This window comes from Amycolatopsis sp. GM8, assembly GCF_021653975.1.
Classification (GTDB): Bacteria; Actinomycetota; Actinomycetes; order Mycobacteriales; family Pseudonocardiaceae; genus Amycolatopsis_E.
Map to the genome: position 1 here is coordinate 1,276,558 of NZ_JAJKFK010000001.1, position 17,817 is coordinate 1,294,374.

The following is a 17,817-nucleotide window of genomic DNA, read 5'->3' on the forward strand; positions in this document are numbered from 1 at the left end:
CTGGAGCGTGTGACCGCTGCTGCCTCCACCACCACTGAACCCCGGACCGGCTGGATCCGGAGACTCGCCGCCGCCTCGTGGCGGCATCCGTGGCTCGTCGTGCTGTCGCTCGGCGCGGCCGTCGTCAGCGTCGGCTTCCAGGCCGCGAGCCCGCTGCTGGTGAAGGTCGCGGTCGACGACGCGGTCGGCGGCCGCACGGCCGGCCTGGGGATTCTCGCCGCCGGGCTGGTGGGCGTGCAGGTGCTGATGTTCGCGACCGCGTTCGTGCGCCGGTACGTGGGCGGGCGGCTCGCCCTGGATGTGCAGCACGATCTGCGCCAGGCGGTGTTCGGCGCGGTGTCGCGTTTGGACGGTGGGAAGCAGGACTCGCTGCGCACCGGGCAGGTCGTCTCGCGCGCGATCACCGACCTGCAGCTGGTCGTGTCGCTGCTGATGATGACGCCGGTTTCGGCCGGTTCCATCATTTTCGCCCTGTTCTCCCTCGGCGCGATGTTGTGGATGTCACCCGGGTTGACGCTGATCGCGCTGGTCGTCGTGCCGGCGGTCGCGATCGTGGCCGGTGCCGCCCGCAAGCGGCTGTTCCCCGCGACCTGGTCGGCGCAGCAGCGCGCGGCGGACCTGGCCCAGCACGTCGAGGAGACGGTGACCGGGGTCCGCGTGGTGAAGGGCTTCGGGCAGGAGGCGCGCGAGGTCGCGCGGCTGGAAAAGACCGGGCGGAAGCTGTTCTCCGAACGCCTGCGCGCGGCCCGGCTGTCGGCCGTGCCGACGGCGACGACGTCCGCGCTGCCTGCCGCCGGACAGGTGGCCGTGCTGGCGTTCGGCGGTGTGCTGGCGCTGCACGGCGACGTGAGTCTCGGCACGTTCCTCGCGTTCGCCAGCTACGTCTCGGGCTTGATCGGGCCGGCGCGGATGCTGTCCGGGATGATCGTGCAGGCGCAGCTGACGCGCGCGGGCGCGGACCGGGTGTACGAGCTGATCGACGCGCAGCCCGAGGTCCGTGACAAGCCGGACGCGCGGTCGCTGCCGGACGGGCCGCTCGGCATCCGGCTCGACGACGTGAAGTTCGGTTACACGCGGTCCGAACCGGTGCTGGACGGCCTGTCGCTCGAGGCGAAACCGGGCGAGACGCTCGCCCTGGTCGGCACGGCGGGCTCGGGCAAGTCGACGATTTCCCTGCTGCTGCCCCGGTTCTACGACGTGCACGCGGGGTCGGTGCGCCTCGGCGACTGTGACGTGCGGGACCTCCGCCTGGCCGAACTGCGCAAGGCGATCGGCGTGGTGTTCGAGGAGGCGTTCCTGTTCTCCACGTCGATCCGCGACAACATCGCCTACGGCCGGCCTGACGCGAGCGACGAAGAGGTCTACGCCGCCGCGAAAGCCGCGGAGGCGCACGAGTTCATCATGTTGCTGCCCGAGGGCTACGACACGCTCGTCGGCGAGCGCGGGCTGACCCTGTCCGGCGGCCAGCGGCAACGGCTGGGCCTCGCCCGCGCGCTGATCACCGATCCGCGCGTGCTGATCCTCGACGACGCGACCTCCGCCGTCGACACGGTGACCGAGGCCGCGATCCACGACACCCTGCGCGCGGTCACCGCGACCCGCACCACGCTGCTCATCGCGCACCGCAAGTCCACGCTCGCGCTGGCCGACCGGATCGCCGTCCTGGACGCCGGCCGGGTCGTCGACGTGGGCACCGCCGAGGAGCTGGAAGAGCGCTGCGATCTGTACCGCGAGCTGGTGTCCGGGCCGGGTGAGGGGGTCGAGGAGAAGCATCGGGGCAAGTGCGAGGTCCGGCCGGAAACCGGGATCACACCGGAGTTGTGGCCCGAACCGGCCGCCCTGGACGACGCCGGGCAGCTCGCCGACGCGGCGCAACAACGTACGCCCGTGGCCCCGACCGCGATCTGGGGCGCGTTCGACGTGCCGCCGTCGGAGGAGCTCGTCGAGGGCGTGCGCAAGCTGCCGCCCGCGACGGACGTCCCGGCGCTTTCGGCCCACGACGTGACCGAAGCGGATCCCCGGTTCAGCCTCGGCCGGCTGCTGCGGCCGGTGCGCGCGTTGCTGACGATGGTGATCGTGCTCGTCGGGCTGGACGCGGCGGCCGCGATCGCGTTGCCCGCGCTGTACCAGTACGGCGTGGACCACGGTGTCCGGCCGGGCGTCGAGTCGGTCGTGTGGTTCACCGCCGCGGCGGGCGCGCTGATCGTCGCGGCGGACTGGTTCGTGATCCGCTCGCAGACGCGGCTGACCGCCCGCGCCGGGGAAACCGTGCTGTACTCGTTGCGGGTGCGCAGTTACGCGCACCTGCAACGGCTCGGCCTCGACTACTACGAGCGCGAGCTGTCCGGCAAGATCATGACGCGGATGACCACGGACGTCGACGCGCTGTCGACGTTCCTGCAGACCGGTGTCGCGCAGGCGGTGATCAGTGCGCTCACCCTCGTCGGGATCTCCGCGGCCTTGCTGGTCACCGACATTTCCCTTGCCCTGTACGCACTTTCGGTGCTCCCGGTGCTGATCATCGCGACCGTGATCTTCCGCCGGCTCGCCACCGCCGCCTACAACGAGGCGCGGGAAAAGGTGAGCGTGGTCAACGCCGACATGCAGGAGAACGTCAGTGGCCTGCGGGTCGCACAGGCCTACAGCCGCGAGGAGCGCTCGGCCGAGATGTTCGCGTCCCGCAGCGACGCCTACCGCCGCTCGCGGTTGCGCGCGCAGCGCTACGTCGCGACCTACTTCCCTTTCGTCACCATGCTTTCCGGGTTCGCCGAGGCGATCGTGCTGGTGGCGGGGGCGAACCGGGTCGCGGCCGGCACGCTGCCGATCGGCGTGCTGCTCGGTTTCCTGTTGTACCTCAACCTGTTCTTCTCACCGATCCAGCAGCTGTCCTCGGTGTTCGACGGGTACCAGCAGGCGAAGGTCGGGTTGCGGCGGATCAGCGATCTGCTGCACACGCCGACGTCCGTCCCGCCGGCGGAGAACCCGGTGGCGGTGCCCGACCGGCTGTCCGGCGAGGTCACCTTCGACGCGGTGGACTTCTCCTATGCGGGCACGGATTCCCGTGCACTGGCGGACATCTCGCTCAAGGTGGTGCCCGGTGAGACGGTCGCGCTGGTGGGCGCGACCGGGGCGGGCAAGTCGACCGCGGTGAAGCTCGTCGCGCGGTTCTACGACGCGACCGGCGGCAAGGTTGGTATCGACGGCGTGGACGTTCGCGACTACGACCTGCCGGCACTGCGGCACCGGATGGGCGTGGTGCCGCAGGAGGCGCACCTGTTCTCCGGCACCGTCGCGGACAACGTGCGCTACGGCCGCCCGGACGCGAGCGACGCCGAGGTGGAAAGCGCGGTGCGTGCCGTCGGCGCGCTGGACGGCGTGGCCGCGCTGCCGTCAGGGTTCCGGCAGCAGGTCGGTGAGCGGGGCAAGTCGCTCTCGGCCGGTCAGCGGCAACTGATCGGGCTGGCGCGGGCCGAACTGGTCGACCCGGACGTGCTGCTGCTGGACGAGGCGACGGCGGCCCTGGACCCGTCCACGGAGGCCGCGGTGCTGCACGCAACGGAGAGCCTTTCCCGCCGCCGCACGACTTTCGTGGTGGCGCACCGGCTCGCGACGGCCGCCCGCGCGGACCGGATCGTCGTGCTCGACCACGGCCGTGTCGTCGAGCAGGGCTCGCACGAGCAGTTGGTCGCCGCGGGCGGGCACTACGCGCAGCTGTGGCGCACGGGCAACCACGAGTGACGTGCCGATCGTTACTGATCCGACGGCAGCCACGGCGGAAACGGGTTTCTACGAGCAGGCCGGCTGCGGACCGTGTCCGCCTACTTTCGGTCGGATCAGTAACTACAGCTCGACCACCGGGAGCCGCCACGCGGCGCGGAACTCCTCGATGAGCAGCCAGGCATGCGTCATGTTGTCGCCGAACGCCTGGCGGGCGCGGGCGAGCGTCTCGAACGAACCCGGGCCGGGGTCCAGCGAGGCGGTGACGATCTGGTCCTTCGTCAGGTCGTCGGTGAAGACTTCGCGCAGGGTCAGCGCGAAGTAGAGGAGGGTCGCCAGCTCCAGCCGGACGGTGGCGGTCTCCTCGGTGGTCTGGACCAGCTTGCCGATGGTCGCCTGCAGCTCGCCGGGCGGCCGGCGGGTCAGGCTCGGGCCGTCCGCCAGCCGGATCAGCTCCACCACGGACGCGGCATGTGCCAGCGGCCGGAGCTCCCGCTGCGCGAGCCGCGCCGCCTGCTCGATCGCGGTCCCGGTCAGCGCCGCGCACACGTGCGCCAGGCCCGGCGCGGGTGTCGTGTGGGTGATGTCCATCATCGCCCTGGCCACCCGGATCAGGTCGCGCGGCAGGCCGCCGGAGAAGCAGTACGCGAAGGTGACGAACGGCTCGGGCACCCCGATCAGCCTGCTGCTGAGCAGTTCCCGGCTCTCCGCCAGCGTCAGGTAGTCGACCCGGATGATCTCGTCGAAGGCGCTGTCGAACGCGTCGCGCACGGCGAAACCCCTGCGCTCGAAGGAGATCAGCGCGTCCTCGGACACCGACAGCACGAAATGGCAGCCGGGCACGCCGAACAGCGCCTTCAGCTCGTTGACGAACCGGTAGGCGTGCTCGGCCGAGGCGATCTTGTCCAGCTCGTCGATCGCGACCACCAACGGGGTCGCGGCCGCGTTCGAGTTGACGAAGCTGAGCAGCGCGGCCACCCGCGTGAGGAACTTCCGCAGCTCGTTGATGATCTCCGGGTACGTCAGCGGCTGGCTCGCCTTCGCCGTCGAGCGGCTCGCCGACACGTCCGCGCCGGTGCCCGGCAGCGTCACCTTGCCCGACCAGCCCGTGGTGCTCGTCTGCAGGTAACGGATCCGGTCGAGCCGCCGCGTGGCGTCCTCGACGACATCCAGCCGCACCTTGTCCTCGGCCGGCTGCCGCCCGAAGATCCACTTCTTGCGCTCGGTGCGCAGGGTGTCGATGACGGCCTCGCAGGCGGCGGCGTAGATGTGCAGCGCGAAGTCCCGGCCCTCGTACCCGATCGGCGCGTCGACCCGGATCACGACGTGCTCGCGGCCCCGCGGGAGCAGCCATCCTTCGCGATGCACCTCGATCAGCGTCGTCTTGCCGACCCCGCGGGGACCGGCGATCCCGACCGCCCCGGACCGCATCCGGCCGAGGACCCGCCGCAGGCGTTCCCTCGCGGCGGTGGCGACGACCCGGTCGAGATTGGCCATCGTGCCCAGGCCCGAGTCGTCCCGCACGGTCAGCCGCACGTCGTAGGACGGCGCCGACAGGCGGCTGATCAGCCGGTTCACCGCCGGTACGACGGTCGCCCGCGCCGCGTCGCGCCACACGTCGAGCGCCGCCGCCGCGTCGGCCCGCAGCCGGGCCCGGCGCACCCCCACATTCCGCGCGATCACCTTCTCCATGTCCGGATTGAGGCTGGCGACGCTGAAGGCGAGCACGAGCGCGATCACCGCGAGCAGACTGGCCGCGATCGCGCCCCACACGGTCAAGGACCGCTCCAGTGCCGGCAAAAGGGCATAGACCGCGACCGCCAGCACGAGGAACGCGAGCCAGCGTGCGATCTTCGCGGCACGGTGCGTGCCGAGCGGGCGGAGCCGGGGCGGCGGCAGCCGTTCGGTGACGGTGATCAGCGCGCCGATCGGCACCGCGAAATAGAGCGCGACCACGCCGGCCGCCACGACCAGGCCCAGCACGATCTTGACGATCACCGGAAGGCCACCACGGGCGATCACGCCGACCAGGAGCGCCGCGCCCATCATTTCCGCGGACCCGAGCAGCAGCAGGAAGAACTCCAGCACCGCCCGGTAGTCGCTCGGCCAGGTCCGCTCGCGCGCCCGGCCAGGGCCGACCTCGCCGAGGGCGCGCACGGCGTCCCGGTAGGCGGAGATCTCCGTGTTGGTCGGGCTCAGCAGCTCGTCGGGATCGGCGAGCAGCCGTTCGCGGAGCTCGGCGGGATCCAGTTTGTGCTTGTCGCATTCGTCCTGGATCCGCGGCCGCGCCAGTACCTCGTCGACGATGGGCGGGAGCTCCGCCAACGCGAGTCTGCGCACGACGGAGTCGTCCGCGGGAGCACGCTCGTCCACCAGTTCGGCCGCCATGATCCTTATGACGGCTGCCATCCGGACGCGGTTGCTGCTCCGGTCAGGTGAAGATCTTGCCCGGGTTCAGGATGTTCAGCGGGTCGAGCGCGGTCTTGACCGCACGGTGCATCTCCAGCACCGCCGGGCTCAGCTCACGCCGCAGGCCCGCCCGCTTGAGCAGGCCGACGCCGTGCTCGCCGGTCACCGTGCCGCCGAGCTCGATCGCGTCCGCGATGATGTCCTCGAAGGCCGCCTGCGCCCGGCGTTTCGCGTCCTCGTCCCCGATCGGGGTGATCAGCAGCGGGTGCAGGTTGCCGTCGCCGGCGTGCGCGATGTTGGCGATGAGCGTGTCGTGCTCGGCCGCCGACTTCTCGATCCGGGCCAGCATTTCCGGCACCAGCGCCTTCGGCACGCAGACGTCCTCGGTCAGCACCGGGCCCAGGCGCTCCAGGGCCGGGTACGCCAGCCGCCGCGCGTCGAACAGGGCCTCGGCCTCGTGCTCGTCCGAGGACAGCGCGGCCCACGTGGCCCCGGCCTCCTCGAAGCACCGCAGCACGGTCCGTGCCTCGTGCTCGCCGTACTCGCCTGGGGTGTCGACCCGGCCGAGCAGCACGACGTTCGCCTCGGTGGACAGGCCCATGTTCTTCCAGGCGTCGACGGCTTCGAGGCAGTGCCGGTCGACCAGTTCGAGCGCGGACGGCACGACACCCGACGCGGACACCGCGCTCACCGCCTCGCCGGCCGCGACGACGGAGTCGAAGTACCCGGCGATCGTGCGCTCGGCGGGCCGCTGCGGGCGCAGCCGCACGGTGATCTCGGTGATGATGCCGAGGGTGCCCTCGGAGCCGACCATCAGTCCACAAAGGTCGTAGCCCGCGACGCCTTTCGCGGTGCGGTGGCCGATCCGGACCACCTCCCCGCGCCCGGTCACCACCTCGAGCGCCAGCACGTAGTCACGCGTCACGCCGTACTTGACGCAGCACAACCCGCCCGCGTTGGTCGCGACGTTGCCGCCGATGGTCGACCACGGCGCGCTCGCCGGATCCGGCGGGTACCACAGATCCTTGGCCGCACAGGCACTTCGCAGATCGTCGTTGACCACACCCGGCTGCACGACGGCGAGCCGCTCGACGGTGTCGATCTCCAGCACCTGGTTCATCGCCTCGAACGCGAGGACGACGCAGCCCTCGATCGCGTTGGCGCCGCCGGACAGGCCGGTGCCCGCGCCGCGCGGCACGACCGGCACCCGGAGCTCCGCGGCCAGCCGGACGACCGCCCGCACCTCCTCGGTGCTACGCGGCCGGACCACCGCGGCGGCCTGCGCGTACTGGGCCCATTCCGCCTGGTCCTGCAGATAGGACTCGACGACGGCCGGATCGTCCAGCACGTGCTCCGCGGGCACCGCCGCCCGCAGCCGGGTCACCAGATCCATCGCCACCTCCGAACGTTCAGGCTACGCGGACAGGCCGCTCGCCGACGCCGTTCACCACCAGATGAGACAGCGGTCATGCCCGCTCGACCAGCGGTTTAATCGATCAGCGGCTTCCCGATCGTGTCCAGCACCTGCCCGGTGGACTGGTCTTGTGCGGTATAGGTCTGGACCGCGTCACGGACCTGGCCGGCGGTGTCGCCGACCGACTCCTGGGCGCTCTGCAACGCGCGCACGCCCATTTGCTCGAACGGATCGAGCAGCAACGCGAACGGCTGGCAGATCACGCCGTACGCGCTGTTGTCCATGGCCACCTGCTGGGCCGCCTGCACCGCGGTCTGCAAGCGTTGCGCGAGCCCGTCCACCTTGCCGGCATGGGTGTCCAGCTCATCGGTAAGAACTTCGTAACCATCGCTCACCGTCTACCCCCGTTCTCAGTCACGGCGAAGGAAAGTCTGGTCGCCGAAGTCGTCGTCCCCGCCGTCTTCGCGGCGGTGTTTCGGTTGCGGCTTCGGCTGCGCGGGCTGCTCTTCCTCGGCTTCCTGCTCGATCCGCAGCTGCCGCCCGGGCGCCTCCGGCTCCTCTTCCGCGGGCGGGGGCGGCGGGAAGTTCTCCACCGCGGTGGCCACGATGTGGCGACTCGTGTCGTCATCCCCCACGGTTTCCGAAACGATTTCCTGAATTCGCTGCGGATACTGGGACTGCGCCTGCTGCATCGCGGTGAGCACGGCGGCCGCGATCTCGTCCGGGTTCATCTTGCGGACCGCGTCCGTCATCGCGACACCCGTCGGGATGCCGTTGCTGCCCACGGTCACGCTGACCGCGCCGTGCGCCGCCGAGCCGGTGATCGAGATCTGCCCGACCTCCTGCTGCATCCGCTGGTAGCGCTCGGCTTTCTGCTTCGCGTCGCGCTCCCAGTCATCGACCATGCGCTCGACGTCGCTCAGGTCAGCCACGGTGCGATCCTCCCTGTCCCCCTCGTTCGACGACCGCACGAACGGCCCGGTTCCCAGGCTCTCGCAGCACGCCCGCGACGTCCAGTAGCAGGACCCATCGATCCTGCATCGATCAAGTGAGGAATCCCAAACCCACTTGCAACGGAGATGCACCACTTAGGCGACATCCCGAAAGGGTGGGGGGTTAGCCTGGTAGGCGCATCAAGCGGACAACCAAGATCGAGATGGATAGAGGCGAGTCCCTGCCGTGTCCAGCAGCAGCCCTGCGTCACAGTTCGGCCCCAATGAATGGCTCGTCGAGGAGATGTACGACCAGTTCCTCGCCGACCCTTCCTCAGTAGATGCCGCCTGGCATGACTTCTTCTCCGACTTCAAGCCGACGCAGACGCCGGAGACCAAGCCGGACACCGCGAGCGCCACCGCCGCCGCGCAGATCCTGCCGAAGCCGTCGGGCAACGGTCAGGCCCCCGCCGCCACGCCCGCTCCCGCCGCGGTGAAGGCCGCGCAGCCGCCCGCCGCGAAGGCCCCCCAGCCCGCCGCCGCGAGGACACAGGCCGCCGCCGTCAAGCCCGCCGCGGACGAAGAGACCAAGCAGCTGCGCGGCGCCGCCGCCGCGATCGCGAAGAACATGGACGCCTCGCTGAGCGTCCCGACCGCGACCAGCGTGCGCGCCGTGCCCGCGAAGCTGATGGCGGACAACCGGATCGTCATCAACAACCACCTCCGGCGCACCCGCGGCGGCAAGATCTCCTTCACGCACCTCATCGGGTACGCGATGGTCCGCGCGCTGCGCGACTACCCGAACATGAACCGGCACTACCAGCTGATCGACGCCAAGCCGTTCGCGGTCACGCCGGAGCACATCAACCTCGGCCTCGCCATCGACATGAAGGGCAAGGACGGCAGCCGCACCCTCGTGGTCGCCTCCATCAAGAACACGGAGAACATGACGTTCCTCCAGTTCTGGCAAGCCTACGAGGACATCGTCAAGAAGGCGCGCAACAACAAGCTCACCGCGGACGACTTCGCCGGCACCACCATTTCGCTGACCAACCCGGGCGGCATCGGTACGAACCACTCCGTGCCACGGCTGCAGGCGGGCCAGGGCGCGATCATCGGTGTCGGCGCGATGCAGTACCCGGCGCATTTCGAGGGCACCAGCGAGAAGACGCTGACCGACCTCGGCATCAGCAAGATCATGACGCTGACCTCGACGTATGACCACCGCATCATCCAGGGCGCGGAGTCCGGCGAGTACCTCAAGCTCATCCACGAGCTGCTGCTCGGCGGAGACGGCTTCTACGACGACATCTTCACCTCGCTGCGGCTGCCGTACGAGCCGGTCCGCTGGGTCGAGGACATCCCGGCCGGCGCGGTGGACAAGACCGCGCGGATCCTCGAACTGATCGACGCCTACCGGATGCGCGGCCACCTGATGGCCGACACCGACCCGCTGAACTACCGGCAGCGCCGCCACGAGGACCTCGACGTCCTCTCGCACGGCCTGACCCTGTGGGACCTCGACCGCGAGTTCGCGGTCGGCGGGTTCGCCGGGCAGGAGAAGATGAAGCTGCGCGACATCCTCGGTGTGCTGCGCGATTCCTACTGCCGCACGGTGGGCATCGAGTACACGCACATCCTGGACCCGGAGGAGCGCCGGTGGATCCAGGAGCGTGTCGAGGTGCCGCACGCGAAGCCGGACCCCGCCGTGCAGAAGTACGTGCTGTCCAAGCTGAACGCGGCGGAGGCCTTCGAGACCTTCCTGCAGACCAAGTACGTCGGCCAGAAGCGGTTCTCGCTCGAAGGCGGCGAGACGGCGATCCCGCTGCTGGACACCGTGCTGGACAAGGCGGCCGAGTACGAGCTGGACGAGGTCGTCATCGGCATGCCGCACCGTGGCCGGCTGAACGTGCTCGCCAACATCGTGGGCAAGCCGATCTCGCAGATCTTCCGCGAGTTCGAGGGCAACCTCGACCCGGGCCAGGCGCACGGCTCCGGCGACGTGAAGTACCACCTGGGCGCGGAGGGCAAGTACTTCCGGATGTTCGGCGACGGCGAGACCAAGGTTTCACTCGCCTCGAACCCGTCGCACCTGGAGACCGTCGACCCGATCCTCGAAGGCATCGTCCGCGCGAAGCAGGACATCCTCGACAAGGGTGACCAGGACGGCAAGGGCTTCACCGTGCTCCCCGTGCTGATGCACGGTGACGCGGCCTTCGCCGGTCAGGGTGTGGTGGCCGAGACGCTGAACCTGTCGCTGCTGCGCGGGTACCGCACCGGTGGCACCGTGCACCTGATCATCAACAACCAGGTCGGCTTCACCACCGCGCCGGAGCACGCGCGCTCCTCGCAGTACGCGACCGACGTGGCGAAGATGATCGGCGCGCCGATCTTCCACGTGAACGGTGACGACCCGGAGGCCGCGCACTGGGTGGCGAAGCTGGCGGTGGACTACCGGCAGGCGTTCAACAAGGACGTCGTGATCGACATGATCTGCTACCGCCGCCGCGGCCACAACGAGGGCGACGACCCGTCGATGACGCAGCCGGCGATGTACGACATCATCGACACGAAGCGTTCGGTGCGTAAGACCTACACCGAGGCCCTGATCGGGCGCGGCGACATCTCCGTCGAAGAGGCCGAGGCCGCGCTGCGCGACTTCTCCAGCCAGCTCGAACACGTCTTCAACGAGGTTCGCGAACTGGAGAAGCACCCGGCGACGGCGAGCCCCTCGGTGGAGGAGGAGCAGCAGGTCCCGGCGAAGGTGCCGACGGCGGTTCCCCGCGAGACGATCGAGCGTATCGGCGACGCGTTCCTGAACGTGCCGGATGGTTTCAGCCCGCACCCGCGGGTCAAGCCGGTGCTGGAGCGCCGCGCGAAGATGTCGCGCGAGGGCGGTGTCGACTGGGCGTTCGGTGAGCTGCTCGCGTTCGGTTCGCTGGCGATGGAAGGCCGGCTGGTGCGACTGTCCGGTCAGGACTCTCGCCGCGGCACGTTCACCCAGCGGCACTCGGTGCTGATCGACCGCAAGAACGGCAAGGAGTACTCGCCGCTGCAGAACCTGGTGGACGGCCAGGGCCGGGTGCTGATCTACGACTCGGCGCTGTCGGAGTACGCGGCGGTGGGCTTCGAGTACGGCTACTCGGTGGCCAACTCGGACGCGCTGGTGATGTGGGAAGCGCAGTTCGGTGACTTCGTCAACGGCGCGCAGACCGTGATCGACGAGTACATCTCGTCCGGTGAGGCCAAGTGGGGCCAGCTCTCGGATGTCGTGCTGCTGCTGCCGCACGGGCATGAAGGGCAGGGTCCGGACCACACGTCGGGCCGGATCGAGCGGTTCCTGCAGCTGTGCGCCGAGGGCTCGATGACGGTCGCGGTGCCGTCGACCCCGGCGAACTACTTCCACCTGCTGCGCCGCCACGCGCTGGACGGGATCCGCCGGCCGATGATCGTCTTCACCCCGAAGTCCATGCTGCGCAACAAGGCTGCGACTTCGGCGGTCGAGGACTTCACCGACCAGTCGAAGTTCATGTCGGTGATCGACGATGTCGAGGTGGACCCCGCCAAGGCCCGGAAGGTGCTGCTGACTTCGGGCAAACTGTACTGGGAGCTGGTCGCCGAACGCACCAAGCGCGAGGCGCACGACGTCGCCATCGTCCGGATCGAGCAGTACTACCCGCTGCCGATCAAGAAGCTGGGCCACGCACTGGAGCGCTACACCGCCGCGACGCAGGTCACCTGGGTCCAGGAGGAGCCGGAAAACCAGGGCGCCTGGCCGTTCTTCGGCCTGCACCTGCCCCGCAAGCTGCCGCAGCTACTGTCCACTCTGGACGTCGTGTCCCGCCGCCCGATGGCCGCGCCGTCCGCGGGCTCGTCGAAGGTGCACGAGGTTGAGCAGAAGGCGTTGATCGCCAAGGCTTTTGAGTGAGGTTTTAGAGATCAAGAGATGTCCTCGCCGGACGGGCTGGCTCCGGGATGAGGGGGCCAGGGGATCTTGCGTTGAGTGGGTGGTCGGGGTGGGTTGTCATCCCGTCGCCTGCGGTTTGATGTATCACTTTGAGCCGGGGCCGCAAGGTTGGTCTTGTCGGCTGCCGGTTGTGTTGTAGGTTGCGGCCCCGGCTCAAAGTGATGGTTCCTGTTTCAGGCGACGGGATGACAACCCAAGCCCTCGGGTTTTAAAGACAAAGCCCGCCCAGCGCGCCGACCTACGGCCCCGTGTACAACAGAACGTTCGGCGAACCGGACCCAGCGCCGGTCACCTTCCCGGTAGTCCCGGCCGCCACCAAGGCATTCCGCACCGCCGCCGGGGACGCAGTCGTATGTGTCGCCAGATAAAGCGCCGCGGCACCAGTGACATGGGGTGTTGCCATCGACGTGCCGCTGATGGTGTTCGTCGCCGTGGAGCTGCCGATCCAGTCGGACTTGATGCTGCTGCCCGGCGCGAAGATGTCCAGACAACTGCCGTAGTTCGAGTAGCTGGCACGCGCATCGGTGCTCGTCGTCGCGCCGACGGTGATCGCCTCGGCGGTGCGGGCCGGGGACGAACCGCAGGCGCTCACACTGTCATTGCCGCCCGCGACGGCGAACGTGACGTTCTTCGATATCGCGTTCCGGACAGCATTGTCGACCGACGCAGAAGCACCACCGCCGAGGCTCATGTTCGCCACGGCCGGTTTGATCGCGTTCGCGGCAACCCAGTCGATCCCCGCGATGACACCGGCATAGCTACCCGAACCCGAGCAGTCCAGCACCCGCACCGCGGTCAGTTGCACACCTTTCGCGAGACCGTAGGTGGCCCCGCCGACCGTCCCGGCGACGTGCGTGCCGTGCCCGTTGCAGTCGGTCGCATTGCTGTCGTTGTCGACGAAATCGTATCCGGACTTCGCCCGCCCACCGAAGTCGCTGTGGGTCAGGTTGATCCCGGTGTCGATGATGTACGCGTGCACGTTCGACGCCGTCGTCGAGTACGTGTATTTCTTGTCCAGCGGCAACGATCGCTGGTCGACCCGGTCAAGGCCCCACGACGGCGGGTTCAGCTGGTCCGTCAGGATGTGGAACGTGCGGTCCTGCTCGACGTAGGCAACCGAGGAGTCCGCCGCGGCACGCTTGGCCTGGCTCTCGGTCATGGTGGCCGAGTAACCCTTCAGCGCGGCCGAGAACTTCTGGTGCACCACGCCGCCGAGCTTCCCGGCCAGCGCGTCGACGGGCGACGCGGTGTCCTTCAGTACGACGATGTAGCTGTCCTTGATCGCGTCGGCGCCGCCGGCACCGACGATGGAACCTTCCTGGGCCATCGCGGGAGCGCTGGTGGCGACAGCGGCGATCGTCGCGACGGCCGCGGCGAGGCCGAGTGTGGCGACTGGTCTGCGTTTGAGTCCGGTGGGGATACGCACGGCAGGCATTCCTCCCTCAGCAGGAGCGAAAAGCATTCACGGCGCGAATGCATCGCCGAGCGTAAAACGGACACCCCGGCGCCGGAAGCCCCCGCACTCGAACAGACCCAGCCGAAAGTAGGCCCGCGGTCACTCCCGGTGTTCGAGCACGTCCAGAATCTGCCTCGCCGTGACCACACCGGTCACGCGCCCCTCGTCGTCGACGACGACACCCAGCCCCGCGGGCGAGGACAGGGCGGCGTCGAGCGCACCGCGGATCGCCGTGCCCTGCTGGTACAGCGAACCTCCCGCGACGAGGTCCGCCTCCGCCAGCGAACCGTCCACAGTGGACTCGGGCGCGAGCCATCCGCGCGGGCGTCGCTCGGCGTTCACGGCCAGCCGCCAGTCCTCGACCGGGCCGGCCAGCGTCTCGCCCAGCTCGATGGTGGCGACGTCCTTCACTTCCACCCCAGTGGAATCCACAAAGGACAGACCACGGTAGCCACGGTCCCGGCCGACGAACGAAGCGACGAAATCGTCCACCGGATAGCGCAGCACATCGGCTGGGGTGCCGTACTGCGCGAGCTTCCCGCCGACCCGCATCACGGCGATCCGGTCGCCCAGCCGGACGGCCTCGTCGATGTCGTGTGTCACGAACACGATCGTCTTGTCCAGCCTCGACTGCAGCCGCAACAACTCGTCCTGCAGCTCCTCGCGGACGATCGGGTCGACCGCCGAGAACGGCTCGTCCATCAGCAGCACCGGAGAATCCCCCGCGAGCGCGCGGGCGACGCCGACGCGCTGCTGCTGGCCACCGGAAAGCTGCGCGGGATAACGCTTTCCGAGCTCGGCGGGCAGGCCCACGGTGTCCAGCAGTTCGGCCGCGCGATCGCGCGCCTTCCGCCTGCCCCAGCCCGAAAGCAGCGGCACCGTCGCCACGTTGTCCAGCACCGTGCGATGCGGGAACAGGCCCGCGTTCTGGATGACGTATCCGATTCCCCGACGCAGCACGGGCGGATCGGACTCCCGGACGTCCTTGCCGTCCAGCAGCACCGCGCCGGAGGTCGGCTCGACCATCCGGTTGATCATGCGCAGCGACGTGGTCTTGCCGCAGCCCGACGGGCCGACGAGCACCGTGATCGTGCCGTCGTCGATGGTCAGACCGAGGTCGTCGACCGCGACCGTGCCACCTGGATACCGCTTGGTGACGTGCCGGAACTCGATCCCCACGCCCGCCTCCTCACTAAGCCGAACGGCCGGCCTCCCGCTGGGGAGACCGGCCGTTCCCACAGCCTTGCGAGCAACCCTAGCCGGTGACGCCGTCCTCCACCGCCGCCTTCGCGACCGCGGCGGCCACTTCGGGCGCCACCCGCGGGTCGAGCGGGCTCGGCACGATCCGGTCCGGACCGAGGTCGTCCTGCGCGACGGCCACGATCGCCTCCGCCGCGGCGAGCTTCATGTTCTCCGTGATCGCCCGCGCGCCCGCGTCCAGCGCGCCCCGGAACACACCGGGGAACGCGAGCACGTTGTTGATCTGGTTCGGGAAGTCACTACGCCCGGTGGCCACGATCGCGGCGTGCCGCGCGGCCACCTCCGGATGCACCTCCGGGTCCGGATTGGACAGAGCGAACACGATCGCGTCATCCGCCATGCTGCCCAGCAGCGACCCGTCGATCGTCGCCCCGGACAGCCCGAGGAACACGTCGGCGCCCCGCAGCGCCTCGGCCAGCCCGCCCCGCAGCCCGGCCGAGTTCGTCGTCCCGGCCAGCTGCTCCTTGACCGGGTTCAGCCCGGCTCGGCCGGCGTGGATGATGCCCTTCGAGTCGAGCACCGTGATGTCGCCGATGCCCGCCTCCTGCAGGATCTTCGCGCAGGCCACCCCGGCCGCGCCGGCGCCGGAGATCACCACGCGCTGCTCGCCGATTTCCCGGCCCAGCACCAGGTTCGCCCCGCGCAGCGCAGCGAGGGTGACGATCGCGGTGCCGTGCTGGTCGTCGTGCATGACCGGGCAGTCCAGCGCCGACTTGAGCTTGTCCTCCAGCTCGAAGCAGCGCGGCGCGGAGACGTCCTCGAGGTTGACCGCGCCGAACGAGGGCCGCAGCCGCACCAGCGTCTCGACGATCTCGTCCACGTCGGTGGTGTCGAGCACCAGCGGGATCGAGTCGAGCCCGCCGAACGTCTTGAACAGCACCGACTTGCCTTCCATCACCGGCAGCGACGCGCTCGCGCCGATGTCGCCGAGGCCCAGCACGGCGGTGCCGTCGCTGACCACGACGACCAGCCGGTCGGCCCAGGTGAACCGCTTGGCGAGTGAAACGTCCTCGGCGATCGCCCGGCTCACCTTCGCCACGCCGGGCGTGTAGGCGACGGAAAGATCGCGCGGCTTGGAAATCGGCCGGATCGCCGCGACGGACAGCTTGCCGCCCTCGTGTCCGGCGAAGATCTCGGTGTCGGTGACGGGCGACGAATCGTCCTGCGCCGTGTTCGTCGTCTCGGCTTGAGTCATTGTCGAATCCCTCCCGGGACTGCGAGCGGGGGACCATGGCCCCCGAATTCCCCAGTGAATACTGGCATTTGCTGCTCGGCAGCCGGGCGCGGTGGCGCCGCCTACCGGCCAGGCGTCCGGTCCGGCAGCCCTTGGTGAGGCGGCGGCCGCGGACGTGGCGGTCCCTTCAGTCTGACATCATCCGCCCGCCGGGTGCTGAGCAGGTGCGGGCGACATCACAAAAAACCCTGGTCAGGCACGGTATAACAAGACGTCCGTCCGGCTTGGTAGCACCTTCGATAACCGCCAGCCCCTCGCCCGACCACCACCCCTCAACGAAACGCTTCGCGTTACCGTGACCCCCATGAAGGTTCGCCAGTTGGCTATCAGCGATGCCTACGAGTTCACCCCGCGGCAGTTCCCCGATCACCGCGGCCTCTTCGTCGCGCCGTTCCAGGAGTCCACCCTCGTCGAGGCGGTCGGGCACCCGATGCGGCTGGCACAGACCAACCACAGTGTCTCCAAGCGCGGCACGATCCGCGGCGTGCACTTCGCGGACACCCCGCCGGGGCAGGCGAAGTACGTGTACTGCCCGAGCGGCGCACTGCTGGACGTGATCGTCGACCTGCGTGTCGGCTCGCCGACGTTCGGCCGCTGGGAGGCCGTCCGGCTGGACTCGGTCGAGTTCCGCGCCGTGTACCTCGCCGAGGGCCTGGGCCACGCGTTCGTCGCACTGGCCGACGACACCGCGATGTCCTACCTCTGCTCGACCGGCTACAACCCGGCGGGCGAGCACGGCATCACGCCGCTCGATCCCGAGCTCGGCCTGCCCTGGCCCACGGACATCGAGCCGATCCTGTCCGAAAAGGACACTCAGGCACCCACGCTCGCCGAAGCGCGGGCGGCGGGCCTCCTGCCCAGCTACGAGGCCTGCCGCGCGCACTACGCGACGCTCGGCTGATGTCCTGCTACTGAGCCTTCTTCTTCGTGACCCAGATGGTGATCGTCGCCGTCACCACGGTTTTCCCGTGTTTGTCGAGAATCGTGACCGGCACGGGAAGATCGAACCCCTCGTCGCCGAACTCGGTCAGCTCCGGCAGTTCCGCGACCGCGCGCAGGCCCGTCTCCGCCTTGGCCACGTAGGCGACGGTCATCCCCTTCGGCAGCCAGCGATGGGTGGCGGGCACGGTCGCCTCGGCGAGCATGCCCATCGCGAACTCGGCGAGATTGCAGGCCGCGATCGCGTGAAAAGTCCCGATGTGGTTCCGCGCACCCCACCAGAGCGGGCCGGTCACCTCGCAGTGACCGGGTCGCAGCTCGCGCACGGTCGGCAGCACGGTCCGGAAATAGGGCGCACGCAGGCAGACCGCGGCCGAGAACAGCTGTTTGCCACCGGGCAGCCCGGCGAGTTTCGACCATCTGGCGAGGGTCGGGGTCATGGCACACTCCTTTGTTACTCGTCGGTAGCAAAGCAGAGGTGCACTATCT

The 17,817-nt window shown here is 69.3% G+C and carries 10 protein-coding genes and 1 pseudogene; 3 read left to right on the plus strand and 8 right to left on the minus strand.

The genetic code is table 11. The features are described from left to right. Positions 1-3,738, plus strand: a complete 3,738-nt coding sequence (locus tag LOZ83_RS06090; RefSeq protein WP_236789462.1) for an ABC transporter ATP-binding protein — start codon at positions 1-3, stop codon at positions 3,736-3,738. A gap of 102 nt (positions 3,739-3,840) precedes the next feature. Here the strand turns inward: LOZ83_RS06090 and LOZ83_RS06095 are convergent, their stop codons facing one another. From LOZ83_RS06095 to LOZ83_RS06110, 4 genes are all read right to left on the minus strand, one after another. Then, positions 3,841-6,105 carry a hypothetical protein gene (locus tag LOZ83_RS06095; RefSeq protein WP_236789186.1) on the minus strand — a complete coding sequence of 755 codons (2,265 nt, stop codon included), beginning with the start codon at positions 6,103-6,105 and terminating at the stop codon, positions 3,841-3,843. Between the two features lie 43 nt (positions 6,106-6,148). Further along, positions 6,149-7,519: an FAD-binding oxidoreductase gene (locus LOZ83_RS06100; RefSeq protein ID WP_236789187.1), complete on the minus strand. Its 1,371-nt coding sequence runs from the start codon at positions 7,517-7,519 to the stop codon at positions 6,149-6,151. A 95-nt stretch (positions 7,520-7,614) separates the two neighbouring features. Further along, on the minus strand, positions 7,615-7,935 hold the full coding sequence (locus LOZ83_RS06105; protein ID WP_236789188.1) for a type VII secretion target: 321 nt from the start codon (positions 7,933-7,935) through the stop codon (positions 7,615-7,617). A 15-nt stretch (positions 7,936-7,950) separates the two neighbouring features. Next, a complete protein-coding gene (locus LOZ83_RS06110; RefSeq protein ID WP_236789189.1) occupies positions 7,951-8,472 on the minus strand; it encodes a YbaB/EbfC family nucleoid-associated protein in 522 nt (173 codons plus the stop codon). A 247-nt stretch (positions 8,473-8,719) separates the two neighbouring features. Here LOZ83_RS06110 and LOZ83_RS06115 point away from each other — a divergent pair, with 247 nt between their 5' ends. Next, the gene (locus LOZ83_RS06115) at positions 8,720-12,400 is read left to right on the plus strand and encodes a multifunctional oxoglutarate decarboxylase/oxoglutarate dehydrogenase thiamine pyrophosphate-binding subunit/dihydrolipoyllysine-residue succinyltransferase subunit (RefSeq protein ID WP_236789190.1); all 3,681 of its coding nucleotides are present in this window, start codon (positions 8,720-8,722) and stop codon (positions 12,398-12,400) included. A gap of 283 nt (positions 12,401-12,683) precedes the next feature. On the opposite strand, the pseudogene LOZ83_RS06120 reads toward LOZ83_RS06115, so the two are convergent. The 3 genes and pseudogenes from LOZ83_RS06120 to LOZ83_RS06130 all read right to left on the minus strand — a co-directional run. Further along, positions 12,684-13,874, minus strand: a pseudogene (locus LOZ83_RS06120) (S8 family peptidase); the annotation flags it as partial. A 120-nt stretch (positions 13,875-13,994) separates the two neighbouring features. Next, positions 13,995-15,074 carry an ABC transporter ATP-binding protein gene (locus tag LOZ83_RS06125; RefSeq protein WP_236789191.1) on the minus strand — a complete coding sequence of 360 codons (1,080 nt, stop codon included), beginning with the start codon at positions 15,072-15,074 and terminating at the stop codon, positions 13,995-13,997. A gap of 76 nt (positions 15,075-15,150) precedes the next feature. Then, positions 15,151-16,350 (minus strand): NADP-dependent malic enzyme, encoded by a 1,200-nt coding sequence (locus LOZ83_RS06130; RefSeq protein WP_236789192.1) that lies wholly within the window; start codon positions 16,348-16,350, stop codon positions 15,151-15,153. Positions 16,351-16,693: 343 nt separating this feature from the next. Between LOZ83_RS06130 and LOZ83_RS06135 the strand changes: the two genes are divergently transcribed. After that, positions 16,694-17,290 (plus strand): dTDP-4-dehydrorhamnose 3,5-epimerase family protein, encoded by a 597-nt coding sequence (locus tag LOZ83_RS06135; protein WP_236789193.1) that lies wholly within the window; start codon positions 16,694-16,696, stop codon positions 17,288-17,290. A 7-nt stretch (positions 17,291-17,297) separates the two neighbouring features. Here the strand turns inward: LOZ83_RS06135 and LOZ83_RS06140 are convergent, their stop codons facing one another. Beyond that, a complete protein-coding gene (locus LOZ83_RS06140) occupies positions 17,298-17,768 on the minus strand; it encodes a hotdog fold domain-containing protein (protein ID WP_236789194.1) in 471 nt (156 codons plus the stop codon). Positions 17,769-17,817: the final 49 nt, after the last annotated feature.

Bases quoted from the DNA above. Each gene is read 5' to 3' on its own strand.
- LOZ83_RS06100 (WP_236789187.1), bottom strand. From the start codon at position 7,519: ATGGATCTGGTGACCCGGCTGCGGGCGGCGGTGCCCGCGGAGCACGTG.
- LOZ83_RS06095 (WP_236789186.1), bottom strand. From the start codon at position 6,105: ATGGCGGCCGAACTGGTGGACGAGCGTGCTCCCGCGGACGACTCCGTC.
- LOZ83_RS06130 (WP_236789192.1), bottom strand. From the start codon at position 16,350: ATGACTCAAGCCGAGACGACGAACACGGCGCAGGACGATTCGTCGCCC.
- LOZ83_RS06140 (WP_236789194.1), bottom strand. From the start codon at position 17,768: ATGACCCCGACCCTCGCCAGATGGTCGAAACTCGCCGGGCTGCCCGGT.
- LOZ83_RS06135 (WP_236789193.1), top strand. From the start codon at position 16,694: ATGAAGGTTCGCCAGTTGGCTATCAGCGATGCCTACGAGTTCACCCCG.